A 24510-nucleotide genomic window follows, 5' to 3' on the forward strand; every position below is an offset into this window, starting at 1 on the left:
AGGCGTAAGGAAATATTCTTGCTTTGGCATGTCGCTTGCTCTGAGGCTCGCGCTGACACACCTGTGCGGGCACCGTGAAGTTACCCACCGAGTAGTCATAAAAGGTGGCGGCGACACGGAGGCTGAAGAGGAAGTGGGTTGGCAGGGAGTAGCGGTCTGGTCGGCAGGACAGATGGCTGCGCCATCACCTCTCAACAATATTGGGGAATCACAAATGACTGAAACGAACCAGCGCAAGCTGATCGCGGCTGCTGTGGCCATGCTGTCGTCGACGGGCGCCAGTGCGCTCGAACTCAATGCCGGTGACTACAAGTTCACCGTCAACGGCAACATCAACGTCCACTACGTTTATTCCGACTGCGACAGCAGTTCGCCGGCGGCCGTCACTGGCGGTCTGGCCTGCACCGGCGGCGGCGGTACCGCGAAAAGCGCTTCGGCCGTTACCAACGGCCTGCTGCCAGCCGCCCTGTCGTTCGGCGTGCTGACCACGCAGAACGGCATCGACATCGGCGCCCACTTCGGCTTTTATCCCGGCGTCAGCACCAACGACGGCGGCAGCCCGAATCTGCAGGGCGGCGCGGGCAATGTCGGCCTCGGCACCACCGGCCTCGACGTTCGTCAGGTTTACCTGACCTTCGGCACCAAGGACCTCGGCACGGTGACCATGGGCCGCAACTTCGGCCTGTTCGGTTTCGACGCAATCATCAACGACATCACCATTCCGGGTGTCGGCGTTGCGGGGGCCGCGGCTTCCGGCTCTCCGGCCAACACGACGCTGGGTTCGATCGGCCTCGGCTACGTCTATACCGACACGCTGGCGCAGATCAACTACACCACGCCGACCATTGCCGGCCTTGCTGCCACGCTCGGCATCTACGACCCGCTGAACTCGGCCACCGGTGCCGTTGGCCGCAAGACCCAGCCGGGCTTTCACGGCAAGTTGACCTACAACGCCGCCCTCAGCGGCGCCAAGATCTACTTGTCCAGCTCGTTCATCACCCAGCAGCAGCGTGATGATTTTTCCGAGAGCTCGGATGACTACCGCAGCTACGGTGCGGACCTGGGCGGCAAGATCAACATTGCCGATCTCGAACTGTCCGGCTGGTATTACTACGGCAAGGGTCTGGGCACCACGGGGCTGTTCTTCTTCAGCTCGGATGGCAACGGCAATCGCCGCGGCTCGAACGGCTATCTCGCCCAGGCGAGCTACAAGTTCGATGCGCTGAAGCTTGGCGTCAACTACGGCACCAGCCGTCTGGGTCTGGCGGAAGGCGAGGCGCAGTCGGACATTGTCCGCAGCAATTCGAAGATCACTGGCGGCGTTTACTACTCGCTTACCAAGAACCTGACGCTGGTCGGCGAAGTCTCGTCGGTCACCGCCAAGAGCCAGAACGGCGGCAAGAACGAAGCGATGAACTTCAACGTCGGCAGCTTCCTGTCGTTCTGATCCAGAACCGCTCCTAGCGCCAAATTGACCGGGCCTCGCGCCCGGTTTTTTTACGCCCGCCGATCCTGAAAAGAGGGTAGGTGGGGACTTGCCGGTGCGCCTGATGTTTCATCGTTGCGCCACAGTCTGCAATTGCGCCTCGCTTTGCTGCGGTTGTGTCATTGCTGGGCCAGCCGCCAACTCGTCCCGGTGCCGATACAGACGAGCGGCGGCTGTACCCCGCCAGTGACAGTGACGATCGGGTGCCGCGAGAGCCGTAATCAGGTGCTTGGGAACGGTTCTCGACAAGCTCCACGTCAGCCTGACGATGAGAGGGAAATAGTCAATCGGATCAGTAAGCTGGACATCGTCTCTCGAACGTTTTCAAAGGTCGACGAAGGCCGAAAGAATTGCTGCACTGCGGCGAAAAGACTGGCACTGATCGTGCTTCGGGGCGCGCCGGTGGCACCGGTAGGAATGTCACACCTGTATACAACTATAGCTATGAGGAGAAATCACAATGGTCCGTAATTCAGCAGGAACCAGCGCTTTTCAGGTCGGCTGTCGCGCCCTGATCAGTTTGCTGCTGGCCAGCAGCGCTACAGCAGCGGTTGCTGCGTCGGTCACCGACGCCATGATCGCCAACGACCAGAACACGCCGAACGACGTGCTCACCGTCGGCATGGGTTACAGCGGTCAGCGCTTCAGCAACTCGACCAAGATCAACAGCGACAACATCGACGATCTGGTGCCGGCCTGGTCGTTCTCGATGGGTGGCGAGAAGCAGCGCGGTCAGGAAACGCAGGCCCTGGTCAATGACGGCAAGATCTTCATCACCGGTTCTTACTCGCGCATCTGGGCGCTGGACCAGAAGACCGGCCAGAAGATCTGGGTGTACGAGCACCGCCTGCCGGAAGGCATCGTGCCTTGCTGCGACGTCGTCAACCGCGGCGCCGCGCTGTACGACAACCTGGTGATCTTCGGCACGCTGGACGCGAAGCTGGTGGCACTGAATGCCGACACCGGCAAGGTTGTCTGGACCGAAACCATCGACGATTTCAAGGGTGGCTACTCGTACACCGCAGCGCCGCTGATCGTGAAGGGCAAGCTGATCACCGGCGTCTCCGGCGGCGAGTTCGGCGTGGTTGGCCGTATCGAAGCGCGTGATGCGAAGACCGGCAAGCTGGTCTGGATGCGTCCGACCGTCGAAGGCCACATGGGCTACCTGAACGGCAAGGAAAACGGTATCTCGGGCAAGGTCAACGCCACCTGGCCGGGCGATCTCTGGAAGACCGGCGGCGCCGCCACCTGGCTGGGCTGCACCTACGGCGCGGACACCAACGAGATCTATTGCGGTACCGGCAACCCGGCGCCATGGAACTCGTACAGCCGCCCTGGCGACAACCTGTACTCGACATCCACCCTGGCGATCAACGCCGATACCGGCAAGATCGACTGGAGCTACCAGAGCACGCCGAATGACAGCTGGGATTTCGACGGCGTCAACGAGTTCATCAGCTTCGACATGAAGAAGGATGGCAAGACCGTGAAGGCCGGCGCCAAGGCCGATCGCAACGGCTTCTTCTACGTGCTGAACCGCGAGAACGGCAAGCTGCTCAGCGCCAGCCCGTTCGTCACCAAGCAGACCTGGGCCTCGGGTGTCGACCTGAAGACCGGCCGTCCGATCGAGTCGAACAACCGTCCGGGCGATCCGGGCAAGGGCGAGAAGGGCAGTTCCGTGTTCGCCGCGCCGGCTTTCCTTGGCGCCAAGAACTGGATGCCGATGTCGTACTCGGGCCAGACCGGCCTGTTCTACGTGCCGGCCAACGAGTGGGGCATGGACATCTGGAACGAGCCGATCACCTACAAGAAGGGTGCGGCATTCCTCGGTGCCGGCTTCACGATCAAGCCCCTGTATGACGACTACATCGGCGCCCTGCGCGCCATTGATCCGGCCACCGGCAAGATCGTCTGGGAATACAAGAACCCGGCGCCGCTCTGGGGTGGTGTGATGACCACCGCTGGCAACCTGGTGTTCACCGGCACGCCGGAAGGCTTCCTGAAGGCGTTTGACGCCAAGACGGGCAAGGAACTGTGGAAGTTCCAGACCGGTTCGGGCGTGGTCGGCCAGCCGACGACCTGGGAAATGGACGGCGAGCAGTACATCGGCGTCGCGTCGGGCTGGGGCGGTGCGGTTCCGCTCTGGGGCGGCGAAGTGGCGAAGAAGGTCAAGGACATCAGCCAGGGTGGCTCGTTCTGGGTCTTCAAGCTGCACAAGTCGGGCAAGGCGGCTGTTGCTCAAGTCAGCCCGTAAGGACACAGCGGTCTAGAACATAAGCGGAACGAAGAAGGAGCCCGGTTCTCAGGGCTCCTTCTCTGATTCTCGCGGTCTCACGCTCATCCCAATCTCAAATCCATTCAAATCGAATTCGCTCAGCCGATTTCCTTTCCACCTGCCAGTCCCTGGAATCCATGATGAATCGCACTCGCTTCAATCTCGCTGTCGTTGCCTCGATCGCCGGCTTCGTCGGCGTTGTTTCCCTGTCCTTCGTTTCCAGCGAAGCTCGCGCTCACGGTGATGTCATCCCGCAGGCGGTCGATGTTTCCAAGCTGCCGCCGCTGAAGGAATCGACCAACAAGAACCCCTACGCCGGCAATGCCGACGCCATCAAGCTCGGTGCCTCGGCCTACGGCCAGAACTGCGCTCGCTGCCACGGCCTCGGTGCCGTGTCCGGTGGTATCGCACCCGATCTGCGCCTGCTGCCGACCGACGCCGCCACCGACGAATACTTCAAGGGCAAGGTCATGAGCGGCGCGATCCGCAACGGCGTGACCTACATGCCGTCGTTCAAGGACGTGTTCAAGGAAGAAGCGATCTGGGCGATCCGCAGCTACATCGTCAGCGTGCACAGCGAAGATTGATGATGAGCCGCATCACCGGGCTGGTCGCAGCACTGGCAATCCTGGCGTCGTCGGTGATCGGCGCCGTTCGCGCCGATGATGACGCACCGGACCGTCTGGATATCGCCAGGCAGAAAGGCTCTCTGGAGTTCATCGTCTATCGCGATTACCCGCCGTATTCCTATGAGAAGAACGGTGCCTTCGCTGGTGTCGATGTCGACATGGGAAAGGCGTTGGCGGCAGCGGTGGGTGTCAATGCCACGTTCCGCACCTTCATTCCCGGTGATGATCTCGACGATGATCTGCGCAACAACCTGTGGCGCGGCACCATCGTCGGCGGCAGCGTCGGTGATGTGATGCTGCACGTCGGTGCCGACCCGCAGTACGTCGCGCGCCAGAGTCAGGTGTCGATCTTCGGCGTCTACTACCGTGAAGCTGTGTCGCTGTCGTTCGATACGAAAAAATTCAAGTCGTATTCGACGATCGGCGATCTCAAGGGCAAGCGGATCGGTGTCGAAATCGGTTCGATCTCGGATCAGTACCTGACCAACTTCGAGTCCGGGGTTCTGAGTACATCGGTGACCCGCTACACGACGCTCGATGCCTGCGTGCAGGCCTACACCGAAGGCAAGCTCGACGCAGTGATGGCGCCGAAAGGCGAGCTGCAGGGTTTGATGTTCGCTCACGGCGCCAAGGCGAATCTGGCGACGCCGCAGCCGATCCAGTTCCAGGGCATTTTCCGCAGCGCCTGGGAAATCGGCATCGCGGTCAAGAAGGACAGCCCGAAACTGAGTGCCGCGCTTGCCGGTGCCATGTCGAAACTGATTGAAAATGGCGAGCTGAAAGCGATCTATGCTCGCAACGGCATCGATTACGTGACGCCCGGGCTGCGCTAGACGAACGGACTGACAGATGACAGCCATGCGCAGCCTCCGGATCGCTGTCTTCGTGCTGGGCCAGGCGGGCGTGGTATTGGCCGCGCTGGCGCTCGAGCCACCGTCTGATCCACTGAAGTCACCCGCTTGGGGCACCATCTATGGCCGATACTTCAAGGATCAGAAAGTGGTGTTCGATGACAGGATCAAGGTCATCGCGCCAGCCAATGCCGAGAACCCGCTCGATGTGCCGGTGCAGGTCAGCGCCGAGGGTCTGGATGGCGTCGAGGAAATCGTCGTCGTCGCCGATCTGAATCCGATCCAGAAGATCATCAGCTACGAACCACTGCACGCGTCGCCCGATCTCGCATTTCGCTTCAAGGTCGAACAATCGACGCCGATCCGCGCTGCGGCGCGCACCCGGGACGGTGTCTGGCACATCGGCGGCGTCTGGCTCAGTGCTGCCGGAGGCGGTTGCACCACGCCGAGCTATGGCAGCGGCGATCCAGTCTGGCAGACGCGTCTCAACGAAGTCAGCGGCCGGTTGTGGCCGAACGCCGAGACCAAGACCCAGCGTCTGCGCCTGCGGCTGATTCACCCGATGGACACCGGTCTCGCCAATGGCATCCCGGCGTTCTACATCGATCGCATCCTGTTGAGCGACGCGAAAGGCGAGGCGCTGGCGCGCGTGCACAGCTACGAGCCGATTTCGGAGAACCCGGTATTCAGCTTCGATCTGAAAGGCAGCGGCCCGGTACGCGTTACCGGCGGCGACATCCAGGGCAACAAGTTCTCGGCCGAGATCAAGCCTTGAAGCGCCGCCGCTTGCCCACCGCGCTGCTTGCGGTACTCGCTCTGCCGGCTTTCGCTGCACAGGCCTACGACTACCAGCTCAAGCCGCAGGCCGTTGCCGACGGCGTGCAAGTGTTCGTCGGCAAGACCGAGAACTTCAGCCGAGAGAACGGCGGCAACATCGCCAACACCGGTTTCATCATCGGCCGCGATGGCGTCATCGTCATCGATACCGGCCCATCGAAAGCCTATGGCGAGCAGCAGCGCACGGCGATTGCCAGGCTCAGCAAGCTGCCAATCTCGCAGATCTATCTGACCCATGCGCATCCTGATCATGTGCTTGGCAGTCAGGCTTATGCCGGGGTGCCGATCGCAGCGCTGCCGGGCACCACGCAAGGCTTGACCCGCGACGGCGACAGCCTGCTGTCGAATCTGTACCGGCTGGTCGGTGATGCGATGCGCGATACCGAACTGCGGCTGCCGACGATGGAAGCGAAGAGCGGGGAAGTGACCGTCGCCGGCCGCCGTTTGCGGCTGATTCCCGGGCTTGGCCATACCGATGCCGATCTGATGGTCTTCGACGAGACCACCAAGACGCTGTTCACTGGTGATCTGGTGTTCTTCCAGCGCACCCTGACCACGCCGAATGCCGACATCCCACGTTGGTTGAAGACGCTCGATGCGATCGACGCGATCGACTTCAAGATCATGGTTCCGGGTCACGGCCCGGTGCTGCGTGATCACGCCGGCATCGCCCAGACCCGCGACTACCTGCAATGGTTGAGGGACAGCCTGCAAGGGGCTGCCCGCCGTGGTCTCGACATGCCGGAAGTGTTGCAATTGACGATCCCCGAGCGCTTCCAGCGGCTGGCGGTGTTGAGCACCGAATACGAGCGCTCGGTATCGCATCTGTATCCCGCCTACGAACTCGAGACCTTGCCGACCGTTCCGAAATCGAGGCCGTAATGAGCAAGCGCATTCTGGTTCGTTGGCTGGCCGCTATCGCGCTTGGCATCGTCGCCTGCGGCAGCCTGCTGGCCGCCGATGCTCGTACCGTCGAATGGCCGGTCTACGGGCTCGATAGCGCCAATCATCGTCTCGCGCCGATCACCGCGATCAACCCGAAGACGGTCGGCAAGCTGGTGCCGAAGTGGATCTACCAGAGCGGTGTCGTGGGTACTTTCCAGGCAACGCCCTTGGTCATTGACGGCCGCATGTACGTGTCGCTGCCGAACTCGCACGTCGTCGCGCTCGATGCGAAGACCGGCCAGGAATTGTGGCGCTACGAGCACAAGAAGCGCGTCGAACGCATCTGTTGCGGCCCGGCCAATCGCGGCGTCGCGTTTTCCAAGGGCAAGGTCTTCGTCGGCACCGTCGACGCCCGCCTGATCGCGCTCGATGCCGCCAACGGCAAGCTGCTCTGGGATGTCGAGGTCGCGCATCCGGAAGCCGCCGAGGAAAGCCGCAACAGTCTCGGTGCCACGGATCGACTCAAGGACGCCAAGGTGAGCGGCGCTTCCGGCGTCGGCATCGCCAGCGCGCCGCTGGTGTTCGAGGATCGCGTGATCGTCGGCGTCACCGGCCTGGGTTACGGCCTGCATCTGGACAGCCCGCGCGCCGGCGCACCGCTCGGCGCCGTCGTCGGCTTGCCGGGTCAGTTCGGCGGCATCGGCTTTCTGGCGGCGTTCGACGTCAACACCGGCACGCTGCAGTGGAAGTTCGACACCATCCGCCACCCGGAAGACGGTGGCTGGGAAGGTGCTTTCAGCGACAACACGCCGGATGGCGTGCCGCTTAACCGCAATACCGTGGCTGAAAAGGCAGGAGTCGAGACGCACCGCAACGCCTGGCAGTTCGGTGGCGGCTCGATCTATTCGACGCCGGCACTGGACGTTAAGACCGGCTGGCTGTACTTCGGCGTCGGCAATCCCAGCCCGCAGATGAATGGCGACGGCCGGCCTGGCGACAACCTCTACACCTCGAGTCTGGTCGCCATCGACGGCCGCACCGGTACGCCGAAGTGGTACTGGCAGCAGGTGCCGCACGATCTATGGGGTTATGACGTGACCTCGCCGCCGGTGCTGTTTGACGCGACGGTCAAGGGCGCCAGGATCGAAGCGGTGGCGCAGGCCTCGAAGACCGGCTGGATGTTCGTCCATGAGCGCAGCAGCGGTCGGCTGCTGTACAAGTCCGAAGCCTTCGTGCCGCAGAGCAATCTGTTCGCGCAGCCGACGCCGGAAGGCATCACCATCGCGCCCGGCATCGGCGGTGGCGTCAACTGGTCACCGGCGGCGCTCGATGTTTCGCGCCAACTGGCCTTCGTCGCGGCCATGCATTGGCCGACGCAATATTCGGTCAAGGAGATTCCCGCCGAGGGCGACAAGCCGGCCGTGCCTTACTACGCCGCCGAGCCCTCGCAGGGCGAACGCTGGGGCGTGCTGGCGGCGATCGATCTGAAGCGTGATGGCAAGCTGGCCTGGACGACGAAGACGCCGCAGCCGCTGATCGGCGGCGTGCTGGCGCTACAGGGCGGGGTGGTGTTCACCGGCGAAGGCGACGGCAACCTGTCCGCCTTCGATTCGGCGACTGGCAAGCGTCTCTGGCAGTTCAACTGCGGCGCTGGAGTCAATGCGCCACCGATCGCCTATGTGATCGACGGCAAGCCCTACGTGACCGTCGCTGCCGGCGGCAGCGCGATCTGGGGTTATCGCCAGGGCGATGCGGTGGTCACCTTCGGCCTGCCGGACTGAAGCCGCGTTTGCCCGCGGGCAAACCCCTATAGACGTTGAATCGGCAATCGCCGACAACAAAATGCATAAGGCCACGTATTTTCGTAACGCTGTTTCGCCAAGCTATCGGCCTGTCGCATCAACACCCACAAGAACGAGGAGAAAGTACCCATGAAGCTGATCAATTCCTTCGGCCCGAATCCGCGCATCGTGCGCATGTTCCTGGCCGAAAAAGGCCTGAGCATCCCGTCTACCGACATCGACATGCTCGGTGGCGAAAACCGCAAGCCGCCATACACCGACAAGAATCCGGGCGGCCAGACGCCATCGCTGGAACTCGATGACGGATCGGTGCTCGGCGAGACCGTGGTGATCTGCGAATACCTCGAAGAAAAGCACCCGACGCCGGCGCTGATCGGCAGCAATGCCCAGGAGCGCGCCGAAGCCCGCCAGTGGCAGCGCCGGGTCGAGCTGAACATCACCGAGTACATCTACAACGCGTTCCGCTACTCCGAAGGCCTCGGCCTGTTCAAGGACCGGGTGCATTGCATTCCGGCAGCGGCGCCGGACATGAAGGTGTCGGCGCAGAGCTGGCTGAAGAAGCTCGACGGCCTGATCGCCGGCCGTGATTTCATCGCCGGCAAGCAGCTGCGTCTGGTCGACATCGTCCTGTACTGCTGCCTCGATTTCGCCAAGGACGTGGGCCAGCCGCTCGATCCGTCGAACGCCAACATCGCTGCCTGGTTCAAGCGCGTGGATTCACGCCCCAGCGCCACCGCCAGCCTCAGCTCGAACTGGGCGGACATGAAGATGCGCGGCTGATCCTGGCCCTGAAAAGCCCGGCATCGTGATTCGATGCCGGGCTTTTTTGTGGACGACGGATCAAGCCGGCACCGTTGCATTGCCGGAGGTACGGTGGTGAAATTGCTGCAGTCCTGCCGGGTGTGCGGGCTGCAGCAAACAAGTCACCAGTGATGGCAGCTTGGCTTGGAGGCAGAAGATGAAATCACCGACGCTGATCAAGACCGGGATTGCGCTTTGCGCTGTCGTCGCAACGGGTCTGCTGCTTTACCCGGTTGCCACCGTAACGGCCGCCACGCCTTCGACGGATGCCGCGACCAAGCCGGCAGCACAGCCGAAAGCCAGGAAGAGAAAAGCGTCGAAGCAGAAAGCAAAGCCGTCGACGCTCGATCTGAGCGTTCGTACGCAGCCTGCGGAGCCTGTGATCAGCCCCGAGAATCCGGACTACGCCTCGACCGTGCTGCGCCAGAGAGCGGTCGATCCCGCCGTGACTGCCAGCGCCGAAGAGACCAGCTACAAGACCGAGCCGCTGTTCCAGTCGGAGCAGAAGCTGCAGCTGCTAGATGCCGAAGTGCCGGTCACTGTGAAGCTGGGACGCTGGAAAGCTGCCGAGTCGAAGGCACTGGGCCTGTCGGCGACGGTGCCATTGCCGCATCCCGCGAAGTAGCCTGCGGCGGAAGGGATCTATTCGGCCCTGAACAGGAAGCGCTGACCGTCGCGATCCAGGCAGGGATTCAGCCGAGACAGCACCTCGAAGCCGACCATGCCGTCGATGCCCCACGCAGGGTCCATGCCCTGAGGCATCACGGTCAGCGGCACGAGTTGGAATGCTGCGTCCGGGCTGATCGCGACGACCTTGGCCTCGCCATTGAGCAATTCGAAATCCTGTCCGCTGCCATCGCTGCCGGAATGGGCGACAAGATCTGGATAACGCTTGCGGAAATCGTGCCTGGTCGCGAAATCCGGATAGACGACCACCGCGCCGTTGTTGCCGGAATCGACGATCAACCGGGCCTTGGCCCCATCGATGTCGACGACGATCGTCGGCAGCCCGTGATTGAGCGCCATCGGTACCGACGTCATGCCGCGGCCATCGAAGTCCCGTCGAGCCCAGCGCTGCATCCGCTGATGTTCGTAGTCGATGCACAGCACCGCGTTCTCCAAGAGCGGTGCGCCGATGAAACCGGCGAGTGGGGTCTTGCCCGGCCGCCGGGTGACCTGCTCGGGAATGGCGACGATTGCGAAGATCTGCTTGCTCAAGCTGGCGCCGCCGATGCGGGCACTCGGCACGGTGGTCAGCGTGGCCGCGTTGTGATCGCCGCTGGCATCGTTGACGCCCTGCTTCGTACTTGCCTTCAAGCCGAGCGCCTTGGCGATTTCGGGGGTCACGAGGTTGCCGTTCGAAAGTCCGCTGTCGAAGACGAAGGGCAGCCTGTGGCCAGGTGCCAGTTCGACGTCGACGACGATGTTGGCGTCTTCGAGCAGAAACGGAATGACCGCGGGCTTGGCATCAGGCTGCAACAGCGGCTGAGCGGCAACGGATGTCAGCAGCAGGAAGCCGGCAGCGAATGCGAAACATCGTCTCGTTTTCATGGCGGCACCGTAGCAGTCCTTCCGCCAGCGGCGGCGACCGGCGATCAGTCGTGGTAGTCGAGCAACTCCATCGTCACTTCGCCGCCGACGATCTGGGTGGTTTCCAGCGGCTCCTCGCGCTTCAGCTTGATCAGCCCGACACCGGGCGCGTACCACTCGGTGTGATGAATCACGACTTCTGAAGCGCCAAGGCGGGGATCGGCGAGCACGTTGATCGGTGCATCGCCTTCGACCTTGAGACAGTTCTTGAAGGTGCCGGCAGCAACCGTCACTTCTTCGCTGACCGAGGTCACCGTCATGACCAAGGTGAAGCGCACCGAATCGTGATGCAGGAAGCGCTCGCGGAACGGCACGGCGCGTTCCAGGATGAATGGCTGACTGGGGCTTTCCCAGCTGTCGCCCATCTTTGGCGCGATCGGCATCACGGTGCGCGGCACGGCGTCGTCGCGCGGCTCGAACTCGACGGTGGTGCGCAGGCCGGTGCGGACGATGTTCTTGTCATCCAGCTTCAGCCAATACTCGCTGCCGAGACTGTTGCGGCGCAGATAGAAGGTTTCGCCATTGCGCTCGCGACGGCCGCCGTTGCTCATCTCGAAGCGCTCGGTCTTGGTGCCCAGCGGATTCGCTTCGATCAGTTCGTAGGTCCAGCTGCGGCCCTTGTCGAGCGGGAAGTAGAGCGGTGAGGGGCCTTTGCTGCAGCTGGCCAGCAAGGCTGCCGCTGCAAACGCCAGCGTGATTCGGCAAGCGAAGTTCATCGCAGGCCTCACTTTTCCGGCAGCGCCGGATCGGGCAGATCGCCGAGCGTGAAGCTGGGCAAGGCGCCGGCGCTGCGCTTGGCATCCGACACCACGTTCGACTGATTGCGAGCGCCGCCCTTGCGGCCGATCTGCGGCAGGCCCTGCTGTCGGCTCCGCTCGCGGGCATCCTGAATCTGCTTCTGGTCTTCCGCGGTGTACGGCAGCACATAGGCGCGCGGCTCGGCGGCCGGCCCGTCCGGGGTCAGCTCGGTGGCCCAGATGTGGATCAGGCCCGGATCGCCGGTCGCCGCATTCGGTTCGCGGACGCTGGCCGCGTGATACAGGAAGCGGTCCGGCAGCGGCGCTGCGGTCGGCCAGCCGGCCATCTGCTTCCAGCCGCGCTGGCTCAACATCGCCATGCCGATGAAGGCGACGATCAGCGTCGTCTTCAGGCGCGGTGACAGCCCGGTACGGATCAGCAGGGTCAGCGCCAGCAGGGCGACCAGGAAGTACAGCATCGACAGCAGCACGAGTCCGTTGGACATGAGTTGGTATTTTTCGAGTGGATGTCAGTCGCGCGACTTGACCAGCGATTTCTGCAGCGTGTTGACGTTGACGACATTGCCGTCCGGCGTCACGGTGAACCGCACGGCGGTCTTTTCCTCGCCCTGGCGGGTCAGCATGATGGTGTCGTAGTAGATGACCCGCAGCACCGGATTGACCTTGACGACGTTGACCTGCACCGGCACCGGGCCTTTCGAGATCGACTTGTAGTTGTTGATGTTGACCGTGTACTCGCCCGGCGTCTTGCCGCGCAGGGTCACCACTTCCTGGTTCAGCGGATTGATGATCTTCTGGCCGTTGACAGTGATGGTGTCGTTGGAAATGCCGCGATCGTCGCGATCCAGATGCATCAGGCCGGCGTCCGGATGGCGGAACCAGACGACCTCGCCATCACCGCCTTCGACCCAGGTATCGATGTCGTCCTCCGAGCCATCCGGCCAGGTGGTGGTGACGATGAACTCCGCCTTGGTATCGATCACGCCGGTCTTCTTAGAGGGCGGATTGAGGTTGATCAGCATCATGAACAGCAGCATCGTGAAGCCCATCAGCACGTTGAACAGCAGATCCGTGAACGGATCCACCTCGTAATGCTGGCGGTTGCTGGAACGGCGGGAGGCCATCGATTTGCCTGGTCCTGATCAGCGTGCGGGTGCTGCGTCCGGCAAGGTGATGATCAGCGCGAACAGGCGATCAGCCGAGCGGTCGACGGCCAGCATCTGGATGCCGATCATCATCGAGCCGATCAGGCCGGCGATCGTGTGATACAGCGACACCCGCATGCCGACACCCATGCCGCGGATCAGCGAATCCAGGCCCTGCGCCTGCAGATCGCCGGCACTGCCGAGCGAGCCAAGCATGATCACGAAGCCGATCACCGTGCCGAGCAGGCCGAGCTTGATGTGCAGGCCGGCTGAGAACCAGCCCAGCTCGGTGCGGCCCTTGATCCGCTCGTGCAGCAGATCGCCGAGCGCGGTGACTTCGGTGCTGCTCAGGCCGCGTCGTTCGGCGACGAAATCGGTGGTCCAGGAATGTTCCGGCGTCGGCCGGCCGGCAACGTGGTCGAGCAGGATGTCGTACTGCCGCGACAGCTCCCAGGCCTGAATGCCGACATAGGTCGTGGCGATCAGATAGAGCACGCCGACGGCCAGGGTCAGCTTGGTCGGATCGCCGAACAGCAGCAGCGGGATGTAGCCGGTATCGAAGCCGAGATAGATGCCGTACGCCGAGGCACCGAAGATCAGCAGCCACCGATGCCAGCCGATGCCGGCCGGATCATTGCTGCGCAGCGCTTCGACGCGATTACGCGGATTTGCCGAAGCTGTCAGTCGAAATGCTTTCATACCAGTCACGGGCTTGAGCTGCTTCGCGCCGGCGCAGACCGTCCGGGGCCGTCAGCGGACTGACCCCTTCCGAGACGATCGCGATACGGCCGCTGGCGGCGGAATAGAAACCGGAAACCGAGATCGCTGCGTCCTCGGCGACCAGGCTGTAACAGGTGTTGATCATGCGGGCATCAGGTGCGGGACGACCATCGAGGGCGGCCGCTATCGCTGCTGCGCAGAGCTTGGCCTGGCTGTTCGCGGCGAACGCCGATTTCGGCATCGGCGCAGCAATCGCGGCATCGCCGAGCACGTGGATGCCGGCGTGCAGGGTCGATTCGAAGCTTTGCGGATTGACCGGGCACCAACCCGAGTCGTCGGCCAGCGCGGCACGTCCGGCGATCGCCGCGGCCTGCTGCGGCGGGATGATCGAGGCTAGATTCGTGGCGATCGGCGTGCCGGCGTCGCGCAGCCAGACTTCGCCGGTGTCGGGATCGACCCGAACCACTTCACCGCCCTTGGCGCGCGGTATCCATTCGATCATTGCGCCGTAGCGCTCGTCCCATTCGGCAAGAAACAAGGGCCGCTTGGTGAAGTCGTCCTTGGCGTCGGCAATCAGGATCTTGGTGCGCGGTCGTCCGGTTCTCAGCAGATGTTCGGCGATCAGGCTGGCACGTTCGTAAGGGCCGGGCGGGCAGCGATAGGGATTGGGCGGTGCGCCAATCAGGATGGTGCCGCCGTCCGGCACGGCGTCGACGCGCTCGCGCAGCGACTGCACCTGCGCATCGCCTAACCAGGCATGCGGCATTGCCCCGCTGAGTTCGGCGGTCAGACCTTCGATCACGCCCCAGCGCATTGCGATGCCCGGTGACAGCACGATGCGATCGGCGACCAGCCGCTTGCCGCCCGCTGTGGTCACCGTACGGCTTACGGGGTCGATGCCGGTCACTTCATCGATCAGCGTTCGCACGCCGTGGGCGCGGCCGATGTCGGCGGTGTGGCGGGTGATGCTGGCGACGCTGCGCAGGCCGGTCAGCGCTAGGTTGGTGAACGGGCCCGTGCACCAGGAGGCGCGCACGTCGATCAGCAGCACGTCGCTGGTCGGCGCGAGCCGTCGCAGCATTTTCGCGCAGGTGGCGCCGCCGAAGCCGGCACCGATGACGATGATTCTTGCCTTGCGTCGGGCTGCGGACGCCGGCAACAGCGTCGCGGCGAACGCTGCCTGCAGCAGATGCCGGCGCGACAGGCTCAAGGCCGTGCCCCGACTTTTGCCGGAGCCTTCGCAGGCTTGCCCAGTTCGGTGGCCAGGGAATCGATCTCGGCATCGCTCAGGTGCAATGCGAAGCGAGCCATGATCGAACCCGGTTCGGGCTGATCGCGGGCGGCTCGCAGGCTGGCGGAAATCCTTGCGGCCGAGTAGCCGCCAAGCGCTGGCATCGTCGCGGCATTGACGGCTGGCTGATGACAACCTTGGCAGGACGAGGCGAGCGGCGACAGCGCCGCGCGCGCAGGCAGGGCAGCCGTCGCAAGCAGCGACAGCAGGATGACGAAGGAGTGGTTGCGCATCAGCAGCATGGGCGGCCCCGGGAGCAGAAACCGTGCCGAGACTAGCAGCCCCGCGCAGGCCGGCAAATGGACGCTGGCCCGGACTTCTGTGGCGGTGACGACCGTTTCCGGATCGCCCGATGTGCCATTTCCGTGACGCTGTCGACGCGCTGTTCCGTTTACGGGTCGCCAGCGGTTCCTCGATGGGCAACGCGGCAACAAAAAGCCGCCCGGTCGTCTGGCGACCGGGCGGCTCGTTTTACCGCGAACCGCTTAGTGAACGACGGCGTTCAACTCGCCCTTCACGTAACGCGTGGCCATCGCATCCATGCCGATGACCTTGATCTTCGAAGCCTTGCCCGAGCTTTCGAAGGCATCGAAGCGCAACTTGACGATGTCCTTCGCGGCCGCCGTGGCCAGCTTCAGGAAGTAGCGCGGATCGAACTCTTCCGGCTTCTGGCCGAGAGCGCGACGAATCGCGCCGGTCATCGCCAGACGGATGTCGGTGTCGATGTTGATCTTGCGCACGCCGTGCTTGATGCCCTCGCGGATTTCCTCGACCGGCACGCCATAGGTTTCCTTGATGTTGCCGCCGTACTGGCGAATGATTTCCAGCCATTCCTGCGGCACGCTCGACGAGCCGTGCATCACCAGATGGGTGTTCGGGATGCGGGCGTGGATCGCCTTGACCTGGCTGATCGCCAGCACGTCGCCGGTCGGCGGACGGGTGAACTTGTAGGCACCGTGGCTGGTGCCGATGGCGATCGCCAGCGCGTCGACCTGGGTCGAGGCGACGAAGCGGGCGGCCTCATCCGGATCGGTCAGCAGCTGCGAGTGATCGAGCACGCCTTCGGCACCGACGCCGTCTTCTTCACCGGCCATGCCGGATTCCAGCGAGCCGAGGCAGCCGAGTTCGCCTTCCACCGACACGCCGACGGCATGCGCCATTTCGACGACGCGGGCGGTGACGCGGACGTTGTAGTCGTAGTCGGCCGGGGTCTTCTGATCTTCCTTCAGCGAGCCGTCCATCATCACGCTCGAGAAGCCGGAGCGGATCGAAGCCTGGCAGGAGGCCGGGCTGGCGCCGTGGTCCTGGTGCATGCAGATCGGGATGTGCGGGTACGACTCGATCGCCGCTTCGATCAGATGACGCAGGAACGGTTCGCCGGCGTACTTGCGGGCGCCGGCGGAGGCCTGGAGGATCACCGGGCTGTCGCAGGCTTCGGCGGCTTGCATGATCGCCTGCACCTGCTCCATGTTGTTGACGTTGAACGCGGGCAGGCCGTAGCTGTGCTCGGCGGCGTGGTCCAGCAATTGGCGCAGTGAAATCAGTGCCATGAACGCTCTCTTATGGTTTGTGGGGGACGGATGGAAATCCGTTTGCAAGATTAACCGAGACCGCCCCGATGCCGGAACAGGCATGGGCAACCTCGGTCAGGGTATCGATGACGCGGTCGGCGCCGGCTTCGGACGCCGGATGCCCGCCGTTGTAGCCGTAAGGCACCATCCAGACGGCGATGCCGGCATTGCGGGCGCAGGCGACGTCGATCGACGAATCGCCGACCAGCAGGGTGCGTTCGCGGCTGCTGCCGAAGGCAGCCATCGCGTGCAGCGCGGGGGCGGCGTCCGGCTTCTTCTGCGCCAGCGTATCGCCGCAGACCACCAGATCGATCAGCGCCGGCAGCGGCCCATCGGCGAGCAACTGCTCGACGAAACGCGTCTCCTTGTTCGACACGATCGCGCATTTGACGCCGGCAGCACGGAGGCTGACCAGCGTCGAAACCGTATCGGCGAACGGCTGGCTCAACGGGGCAAGCCGGCCGTAGTGGTGCTCGAAGCGGATCAGCGCGGCGTCGATATCGGCCTCGCGCTTCTCGGCCGTGGTGCCCGCCGCAGCCACCGTGTCATAGGCCTTGGCGATCGTCTGGCGAACGCCGTGGCCGATGAAGAAGCGCACGGCATCGGTATCGGCCGGCGGCAGGCCCTGATCGACGATAGCCAGATTCACCGCCGCCGCGATTTCCGGTGCTGTTTCGAGCAGGGTGCCGTCGAGATCGAACAGCACCGCGTCGAAGGGACGATTCGCTGACATCAGTTGGTCGACAGTTCGACGGCCGGCGTCGCGACGTTGGCTTCGACCACCCGCTGCGCCGCTTTGGTGACCGCTGCGGAGGTGATGCCGAAGTAGTCGTAGAGCGCCGGTGCCGGTGCCGATTCGCCGAAGCTGTTCATGCCGACGAAAGCGCCATCGAGGCCGATGTACTTCCACCAGCTGTCCGAGGTCGCGGCTTCAACGGCCACGCGCGGGATGTTTCGCGGCAGCACGCTGGCCCGGTAGGCGGCCGGCTGACGATCGAAGACATCGGTCGACGGCATCGACACCACGCGGGCACCGATGCCAAGCGCAGCGAGCTGGGTCTGCGCAGCCATCGCCAGCGACACTTCAGAGCCGGTGGCGAGCAGCAGCACGTCGAGATTCAGCTCTGGCTCGCTGAGTACATAGCCGCCGCGGGCGATCAGGTCTGCGCCGTCCTCGCCATGCTTTTGCTGGGCCAGATTCTGGCGCGACAGCAGCAGCGCCGACGGGCCGTTGTGACGCTCGAGCGACGCCTTCCAGGACACCGCCGTCTCCAGCGCATCGCAGGGACGCCAGACATCGAGATTCGGGATCGCGCGCAGCGCCGCAGCGTGTTCGACCGGCTGATGGGTCGGGCCGTCTTCGCCGAGGCCGATCGAATCGTGGGTCAGCACATAGATCACCCGCTGCTTCATCAGCGCGCTCATGCGCATGCCGTTGCGCATGTAGTCCGAGAACACGGCGAAGGTGCCGCCGTACGGAATGAAGCCGCCGTGCAGGACGATGCCGTTCATGAGCGCGGCCATGCCGAATTCACGGACGCCGTAGCTGACGTAGTTGCCGATCGCGCCGACGGTGTGGAACGAGGCGCTGGCCTTCGCCGCGGTCAGGTTCGAACCGGTGAGATCGGCCGAGCCGCCAAGCAGTTCGGGAATCTTCGGCACCAGGGTTTCGAGCGCGACCTGCGAGGACTTGCGGGTGGCGACCGGCGCCGTCACCGCGCGCGCAGCGGCGAGCAGTTCCTGCGAGGTCTTCAGCCAGTCCTTCGGCAGATAGCCACGCTGGGCGCGGGTGAACTCTTCGGCCTCGGTTGGAAACGCGGCGGCGTACTTCGCGAACGCGGCATTCCAGGCCGCTTCCCTGGCGGCACCGGCGGCACGGGCATCCCAGGCGGCGCGGATATCTTCGGGAATCTCGAACGGGCCGTATTCCCAGCCGAGCGCGGCACGGGTGGCGGCGACTTCGGCCGCGCCGAGCGCGGCACCATGCACTTCCTCGGTGCCGACCTTGTTCGGCGAGCCCCAGCCGATCTTGGTGCGGCAGATGATCATCGTCGGCTTCGTGGTCTGCGCCTGCGCTTCACGGTTGGCGGCATCGATGGCGACTACATCGTGGCCATCGATCGGGCCGACCACGTGCCAGCCGTAGGCGCGGAAGCGGGCGGCGGTGTCGTCGCGGAACCAGCCTTCGACGTGGCCGTCGATGGAGATGCCGTTGTCGTCGTAATAGGCCACCAGCTTGTTCAGGCCGAACACGCCGGCCAGCGAGCAGGCTTCATGACTGATGCCTTCCATCAGGCAGCCGTCGCCGAGGAGGACGTAGGTGTGATGGTCGACGATGGTGTGGCCATCGCGGTTGAAACGGGCGGCGAGCATCTTTTCCGCGAGCGCCATGCCGACGGCATTGGCAATGCCCTGGCCGAGCGGGCCGGTGGTGGTTTCGACGCCCGGCGTGATGCCGTATTCCGGGTGGCCGGCGGTCTTCGAATGCAGCTGGCGGAAGGCCTTCAGCTCGGCGATCGGCAGGTCGTAGCCGGACAGGTGGAGTGCGGCGTAATGCAGCATCGAACCATGGCCGTTGGAGATCACGAAGCGATCGCGATCCGGCCACTTCGGGTTGTTCGGGCTGTGCTTGAGGTAATCCCGCCACAGCACTTCGGTGAGATCGGCCATGCCCATCGGCATGCCGGGATGGCCGGACTTGGCGGCTTCGACGCCATCGATGGCGAGGAAGCGGATGGCGTTGGCAAGCCGGCGACGGTCGGCTGCGGTCAGGGTCTGGGTCATGGCGATTTCGGAAGTGTTGTGGGTCGCGTCAGGGTCAGGCGCGGCGCTTCTTGTCCATCAGACGCAGGATCATCGGCGTGAAGATCATCTGCATCGCGAGGCTCATTTTGCCACCCGGGCAGACGATGTTGTTCGGCCGCGTCATCATCGAGCCGTGGAGCATCGACAGCAGGTACTGGAAATCGATGCCTTTCGGGTCGGCGAAGCGGATCACCAGCATGCTTTCGTCGGCGGTGGGGATGTCCCGCGCGATGAACGGATTGCTGGTGTCCACGGTCGGCACGCGCTGGAAATTGACGTGGGTGCGCGAGAACTGCGGGCAGAGGTGGTTCACGTAGTCCGGCATCCGTCGCAGGATGGTTTCCACCACCGCTTCCTGCGAGTAGCCGCGCATGTTCTGGTCGCGATGCAGCTTCTGGATCCACTCCAGGTTGATGATCGGCACCACGCCGATCAGCAGGTCGGCGTGCTTGGCGACGTTGTGTTCGTCATCCTTGTAGCCGCCGTGCAGGCCTTCGTAGAACAGCAGGTCGGAACCCGGTTCCATGTCGGTCCAGGGCGTGAAGGTGCCCGGATCCTGCTTGTGGGGCGCAGCTTCATCGGCGTCGTGCAGGTACTTGCGGACCTTGCCGGTGCCGGTCGAGCCGTAGGTCTTGAACAGCGTTTCGAGTTCGGCGATCAGGTTGGCATCCGGCCCGAAGTGGCTGAAATGGGTGTTGCCCTTGGCCTCTTCGTCCTTCAGCTGCGCGCGCATGCCCTTGCGGTCATAGCGATGGAAGGAATCGCCCTCGACCACGCCCGGCTTGATCTTCTCGCGACGGAAGATGTGCTGGAACGCCTTCATTACCGTCGTGGTGCCAGCTCCCGAGGAGCCGGTCACCGCGATCACCGGATGTTTCACAGACATGGTGTGTCTCCCCTCTGGAGGACGCAGGGCACTCGGTGGTGCCCATAGGTTTTGTAGTGTTTCTTGGCAATCAGACTTCGGAGCGATACAGCGAGCGATCCTTGAACAGCGGCGAGGCGTAGGGGCGGTCGGCGCCGCTGTCATGTTCAGCGTGATAGCGCTCGATGCGCTCGACTTCGTTCTTCGAGCCGAGGATCACCGCGATGCGCTGATGCGCGGAATCCGCCGCATGATCGAGGATCGCGCCGCGGCCGTAGCTCGCCGCGCCGCCGGCCTGCTCGACGATGAAACCGATCGGATTGGCTTCGTACAACAGGCGCAGACGGCCGACCTTGGCCGGGTCCTTGGTGTCGCGCGGGTACATGAACACGCCGCCGCGCATCAGGATGCGATGCACGTCCGCCACCATCGACGCGATCCAGCGCATGTTGAAATCGCGGCCTCTGACGCCGGTCTTGCCTGCCTTGCATTCCTCGACGTAGCGCGAGATCGGCGGCTCCCAGAAACGCTCATTCGAGGTGTTGATCGCGAACTCGCTGGTGTCCGGCGGAATCCGCAGGTTCTCGTGGGTGAGGATGAAGTTGCCGATCTCGCGATCGAGCGTGAACGCGTGCGTGCCCTTGCCGACGGTGATCACCAGCATCGTCGCCGGCCCGTAGATCGCGTAACCCGCGGCGACCTGGCGGCGGCCTTCCTGGAGGAAATCCTCGACCGTCGGCGGCGTGTCCTTGTCATGCACCAGCACCGAAAAGATGGTGCCGACTGAAACGTTGACGTCGATGTTCGACGAGCCATCCAGCGGATCGAAATTCAGCAGATAGCGGCCACGCTTGAACTCGGCGGGAATCTGGATCGGCTCTTCCATCTCCTCCGAGACCATGCCGGCAAGCATGCCGCCCCATTCGCAGGCGTCGATCAAGGCGTCGTTCGACAGCACGTCGAGCTTCTTCTGGATCTCGCCCTGAACGTTGGTGTTGTCGATGACGCCGTGGAAGCCGCCGAGCGCACCCTTGGCGGTCATCGCCGCGATCGACTTCACCGCCGCTGCCACGTCGACCAGCAGGCCGGCGAGCTGACCGTTGTCGTCCAGCTCGTGCAGCTGCTCGATCAGAAACTTCGACAGCGTGGTTCTTCCGAGATACATGGCGCGTCCCTCTAAGGTGGTGCGGCGGTGTCGGCGTCGAACACGCGGGACGCGAGGATATCGGACGCAACCAGCGTGCTGAGATCTTGCGCGGTGACATTCAGCTCGCCATCGCCGACGCCGGCGAACAGACGGTTGGCCTGGCGCAGCCGGGCGCGGTCCAGCGCATTGCGCACCGAGCGGGCATTGGCGAAGTTCGGCTGCTTGAGGCGCCGCTCGATGTAGTCACCCATGGCCACTTCAGCGTCGCCGTCGAAACGATAGTTCATCGCGCCAACCATCTTGCTGGCAATCGACAACAGTTCCGGCTGCGAGTAATCGGGGAAGTCGATGTGATGGGCGATCCGTGACGACATGCCGGGGTTTGAACTGAAGAAGGTATCCATCCGGTTCTTGTAGCCGGCCAGGATCACCACCAGGTCATCCCGGTTGTTCTCCATCACCTGCAACAGGATCTCGATCGATTCCTGACCGTAGTCGCGCTCGTTTTCCGGCCGGTACAGGTAATAGGCCTCGTCGATGAACAGCACTCCGCCCATCGCCCTTTTGAGCACTTCCTTGGTCTTCGGCGCGGTATGGCCGATGTACTGGCCGACCAGGTCATCGCGAGTCACCGACACGACATGGCCTTTGCGAACATAGCCGAGGCGATGCAGGATTTCTGCCATCCGCAGCGCCACCGTGGTCTTGCCGGTGCCGGGGTTGCCGGTGAAGCACATGTGCAGGCTCGGCGGGCTTGCTTCCAGCCCCAGCGCCTTGCGGGCGCGGGTCACGGCGAGATAGGCGGCGATCTCGCGGATGCGCCGCTTCACCGGTGCCAGGCCGACCAGTTCACGGTCGAGTTGATCAAGAACCTCGGAGACGTTCGATTCACGAACGATCGCCTGGAGGTCAACGGTCTGGGTGTCGTCCACGGTTGCCTCCGTCAGGAATGCTGTCTGTCATCGGGATCGCCCCAGCCGGTTGGGCCGAGGTGATCCCGTGCTTCATGGCTTCAATACCGCTCGCCTTCGCCCTTGTCGGTGGCGTAGGAGTGAATCGTGTAGCGCACCGAGCGGCCATCGACTTCCTGACGAATCAGGCCGAAACCCGGCTCCTTCGCAGGACGGTTGACGATGTACGACATGGTCGGGGACTCGACGCCGCGCGTGGCATCGAAAGCGGTGACGCGGATGTAGTGGTTCGGGAACGTCTTGCGTGCGCTGTTGATTTCCATCAGGGCGCCGGCGGAGTCCTTCAGATCAAACATGGGGTTGCCGAACATTTCCCAGTAGGTGTTGCGCGGATGCGGGTCGTCGGTGTACTCGATACCGATCGACCAGCTTTTGTTCAAGGCGTATTCGATCTGCGAAGTGATCTGGGCATCGGTCAGATCCGGCAGGAAAGAGAACTGCCCCTGGGTCACGCGCTGATTGATATTGGTCATCATGGCTTGTGTGCTCCTGTACTCAGACGCTGGCGGTGGGGGTCGGCGCGTAATCCGCCGTATCGGTCGACTCGTAGTTGAAGGTGACGTCGCCCCAGACATCGAGCGCCTGCTTCAGCGGCGTGCACCACTTGCCTGCGTCGCGAAGAATCTGCGGGCCTTCGTTCCAGATATCGCGGCCTTCGTTGCGGGCCATGACCATCGCTTCCAGCGCCACACGGTTGGCCGTTGCACCGGCCTGGATGCCTTGCGGATGGCCGATGGTGCCGCCGCCGAATTGCAGCACGACGTCATCACCGAGGTAGGTCAACAGCTGATGCATCTGGCCGGCATGGATGCCGCCCGAAGCCACCGGCATGACCTTGTTCAGCGACGCCCAGTCCTGCTCGAAGAACAGGCCGGTTTCCAGGCTTTGCGGCGTATGCGTTTCGCGCAGCGTGTCGTAGAAGCCCTTGATCATCAGCGGATCGCCTTCCAGCTTGCCGACCACCGTTCCGGCGTGGATGTGATCGACGCCGGCCATGCGCATCCACTTGCAGATCACGCGGAAGTTCATGCCATGGTTCTTCTGGCGTGAATAGGTCGAGTTACCGGCACGGTGCAAATGCAGGATCATGTCGTTCTTGCGCGCCCACTTGGCCATCGACTGGATCGCGGTGTAGCCGATCACGAGGTCGATCATGATGATGACCGAGCCGAGCTGCTTGGCGAACTCGGCACGCTCGTACATCTCTTCCATCGTGCCGGCGGTGACATTGAGGTAGTGACCCTTCACTTCACCGGTAGCGGCGGAAGCCTTATTCACGGCTTCCATGCAATACAGGAAGCGATCACGCCAGTGCATGAACGGCTGCGAGTTGATGTTCTCGTCGTCCTTCATGAAGTCCAGACCGCCCTTCAGGCCTTCATAGACGACGCGGCCATAGTTGCGGCCCGAGAGGCCGAGCTTGGGCTTGGTCGTCGCACCGAGCAGCGGACGGCCGAATTTGTCGAGGCGCTCGCGCTCCACGACGATGCCGGTGGCCGGACCCTGGAAAGTCTTCAGGTAAGCGACCGGGATGCGCATGTCTTCCAGACGCAGCGCCTTCACGGCCTTGAAGCCGAAGACGTTGCCGATGATCGAGGCCGTCAGGTTGGCGATCGAACCGCCCTCGAACAGATCGAGGTCGTAAGCGATGTAGGCGAAGTACTGGGCTTCGGTTTTGGTGCCGGCACCGGTGTTCGGCACCGGGTCGACGCGAAAGGCCTTGGCGCGATACAGCTCGCAGGCGGTCAGGCGGTCGGTCCATACCACGGTCCAGGTCGCGGTCGAGGATTCACCGGCAACGGCGGCGGCGCATTCGTCGGCCGGCACACCTTCCTGCGGCGTGATGCGGAACAGCGCGATCACGTCGGTATCTTTCGGCACGTAGTCGGGCTGCCAGTAGCCCATCTGCTTGTACTTCAGCACGCCCGAGGCGTAGCGCTTCTTGCCGTCGGTGATCTGCTTGTCATCGCTGGTCATTGCATCGTTCATCGCGTCTTCCTCTTGGCGGTGGCTGCTTCGATGGCGAGGAAGGTACGGCGCAGGAGAGTTAAGGTAAATTCACGATATCTGCATCGTCGAAT

24 protein-coding genes are annotated in these 24510 nt (G+C 63.4%); 9 read left to right on the forward strand and 15 right to left on the reverse strand.

Annotation, left to right across the window (positions count from 1 at the left end; genetic code table 11):
• Window positions 1-214 precede the first annotated feature (214 nt).
• The 9 genes from G513_RS0102370 (at window position 215) to G513_RS0102410 (ending at window position 10191) form a co-directional block, all read left to right on the forward strand.
• Complete coding sequence (locus tag G513_RS0102370; protein WP_022975231.1) at window positions 215-1447, forward strand: porin; 1233 nt, start codon at window positions 215-217, stop codon at window positions 1445-1447.
• Between the two features lie 499 nt (window positions 1448-1946).
• The gene (locus tag G513_RS0102375) at window positions 1947-3740 is read left to right on the forward strand and encodes a PQQ-dependent methanol/ethanol family dehydrogenase (RefSeq protein ID WP_022975232.1); all 1794 of its coding nucleotides are present in this window, start codon (window positions 1947-1949) and stop codon (window positions 3738-3740) included.
• Window positions 3741-3898: 158 nt separating this feature from the next.
• Window positions 3899-4348, forward strand: coding sequence for a cytochrome c-550 PedF (gene pedF, locus G513_RS0102380; RefSeq protein WP_022975233.1), 450 nt, complete (start codon window positions 3899-3901; stop codon window positions 4346-4348).
• Between the two features lie 2 nt (window positions 4349-4350).
• Window positions 4351-5223: a substrate-binding periplasmic protein gene (locus G513_RS0102385; protein ID WP_051144312.1), complete on the forward strand. Its 873-nt coding sequence runs from the start codon at window positions 4351-4353 to the stop codon at window positions 5221-5223.
• A 25-nt stretch (window positions 5224-5248) separates the two neighbouring features.
• On the forward strand, window positions 5249-6016 hold the full coding sequence (locus G513_RS0102390; protein ID WP_022975235.1) for a quinoprotein dehydrogenase-associated SoxYZ-like carrier: 768 nt from the start codon (window positions 5249-5251) through the stop codon (window positions 6014-6016).
• On the forward strand, window positions 6013-6960 hold the full coding sequence (locus tag G513_RS0102395) for a quinoprotein relay system zinc metallohydrolase 1 (protein ID WP_022975236.1): 948 nt from the start codon (window positions 6013-6015) through the stop codon (window positions 6958-6960). The genes G513_RS0102390 and G513_RS0102395 overlap by 4 nt, the downstream gene beginning before the upstream one ends.
• A complete protein-coding gene (locus G513_RS0102400) occupies window positions 6960-8744 on the forward strand; it encodes a pyrroloquinoline quinone-dependent dehydrogenase (RefSeq protein WP_022975237.1) in 1785 nt (594 codons plus the stop codon). The genes G513_RS0102395 and G513_RS0102400 overlap by 1 nt, the downstream gene beginning before the upstream one ends.
• A gap of 150 nt (window positions 8745-8894) precedes the next feature.
• Window positions 8895-9545, forward strand: coding sequence for a glutathione S-transferase family protein (locus G513_RS20990; RefSeq protein WP_022975238.1), 651 nt, complete (start codon window positions 8895-8897; stop codon window positions 9543-9545).
• A gap of 178 nt (window positions 9546-9723) precedes the next feature.
• On the forward strand, window positions 9724-10191 hold the full coding sequence (locus G513_RS0102410; RefSeq protein WP_022975239.1) for a hypothetical protein: 468 nt from the start codon (window positions 9724-9726) through the stop codon (window positions 10189-10191).
• A 17-nt stretch (window positions 10192-10208) separates the two neighbouring features.
• Here the strand turns inward: G513_RS0102410 and G513_RS0102415 are convergent, their stop codons facing one another.
• The 15 genes from G513_RS0102415 to G513_RS0102485 all read right to left on the reverse strand — a co-directional run bounded on the left by G513_RS0102415 (window position 10209) and on the right by G513_RS0102485 (window position 24406).
• Window positions 10209-11117 (reverse strand): aspartyl protease family protein, encoded by a 909-nt coding sequence (locus tag G513_RS0102415; protein ID WP_022975240.1) that lies wholly within the window; start codon window positions 11115-11117, stop codon window positions 10209-10211.
• A gap of 44 nt (window positions 11118-11161) precedes the next feature.
• Window positions 11162-11872: a hypothetical protein gene (locus G513_RS0102420; RefSeq protein WP_022975241.1), complete on the reverse strand. Its 711-nt coding sequence runs from the start codon at window positions 11870-11872 to the stop codon at window positions 11162-11164.
• Between the two features lie 8 nt (window positions 11873-11880).
• Window positions 11881-12399 (reverse strand): hypothetical protein, encoded by a 519-nt coding sequence (locus G513_RS0102425; protein WP_022975242.1) that lies wholly within the window; start codon window positions 12397-12399, stop codon window positions 11881-11883.
• Between the two features lie 24 nt (window positions 12400-12423).
• The gene (locus tag G513_RS0102430) at window positions 12424-13038 is read right to left on the reverse strand and encodes a hypothetical protein (RefSeq protein ID WP_022975243.1); all 615 of its coding nucleotides are present in this window, start codon (window positions 13036-13038) and stop codon (window positions 12424-12426) included.
• An 18-nt stretch (window positions 13039-13056) separates the two neighbouring features.
• On the reverse strand, window positions 13057-13758 hold the full coding sequence (locus G513_RS0102435; RefSeq protein WP_022975244.1) for a MotA/TolQ/ExbB proton channel family protein: 702 nt from the start codon (window positions 13756-13758) through the stop codon (window positions 13057-13059).
• Window positions 13718-14989, reverse strand: a complete 1272-nt coding sequence (locus G513_RS0102440; protein ID WP_022975245.1) for an NAD(P)/FAD-dependent oxidoreductase — start codon at window positions 14987-14989, stop codon at window positions 13718-13720. The genes G513_RS0102435 and G513_RS0102440 overlap by 41 nt, the downstream gene beginning before the upstream one ends.
• Window positions 14986-15312: a c-type cytochrome gene (locus G513_RS25925; protein WP_022975246.1), complete on the reverse strand. Its 327-nt coding sequence runs from the start codon at window positions 15310-15312 to the stop codon at window positions 14986-14988. Before G513_RS25925 ends, G513_RS0102440 begins: the two co-directional genes overlap by 4 nt.
• 243 nt (window positions 15313-15555) lie before the next feature.
• Window positions 15556-16620: a class II fructose-bisphosphate aldolase gene (fba, locus tag G513_RS0102450; RefSeq protein WP_022975247.1), complete on the reverse strand. Its 1065-nt coding sequence runs from the start codon at window positions 16618-16620 to the stop codon at window positions 15556-15558.
• A gap of 10 nt (window positions 16621-16630) precedes the next feature.
• On the reverse strand, window positions 16631-17374 hold the full coding sequence (locus G513_RS0102455) for an HAD-IA family hydrolase (RefSeq protein ID WP_022975248.1): 744 nt from the start codon (window positions 17372-17374) through the stop codon (window positions 16631-16633).
• Complete coding sequence (tkt, locus tag G513_RS20995) at window positions 17374-19425, reverse strand: transketolase (RefSeq protein ID WP_022975249.1); 2052 nt, start codon at window positions 19423-19425, stop codon at window positions 17374-17376. The genes G513_RS0102455 and tkt overlap by 1 nt, the downstream gene beginning before the upstream one ends.
• A gap of 34 nt (window positions 19426-19459) precedes the next feature.
• Window positions 19460-20332, reverse strand: coding sequence for a phosphoribulokinase (locus G513_RS0102465; protein ID WP_022975250.1), 873 nt, complete (start codon window positions 20330-20332; stop codon window positions 19460-19462).
• Between the two features lie 70 nt (window positions 20333-20402).
• Window positions 20403-21476, reverse strand: coding sequence for a class 1 fructose-bisphosphatase (locus G513_RS0102470; protein WP_022975251.1), 1074 nt, complete (start codon window positions 21474-21476; stop codon window positions 20403-20405).
• A gap of 11 nt (window positions 21477-21487) precedes the next feature.
• Window positions 21488-22390: a CbbX protein gene (gene cbbX / locus G513_RS0102475; RefSeq protein WP_022975252.1), complete on the reverse strand. Its 903-nt coding sequence runs from the start codon at window positions 22388-22390 to the stop codon at window positions 21488-21490.
• Window positions 22391-22470: 80 nt separating this feature from the next.
• Complete coding sequence (locus tag G513_RS0102480; RefSeq protein WP_022975253.1) at window positions 22471-22905, reverse strand: ribulose bisphosphate carboxylase small subunit; 435 nt, start codon at window positions 22903-22905, stop codon at window positions 22471-22473.
• 19 nt (window positions 22906-22924) lie between these two features.
• On the reverse strand, window positions 22925-24406 hold the full coding sequence (locus G513_RS0102485; protein WP_033417235.1) for a ribulose-bisphosphate carboxylase large subunit: 1482 nt from the start codon (window positions 24404-24406) through the stop codon (window positions 22925-22927).
• Window positions 24407-24510 lie beyond the last annotated feature (104 nt).

The sequence above is a fragment of the Nevskia ramosa DSM 11499 genome (assembly GCF_000420645.1).
Lineage (GTDB): Bacteria > Pseudomonadota > Gammaproteobacteria > Nevskiales > Nevskiaceae > Nevskia > Nevskia ramosa.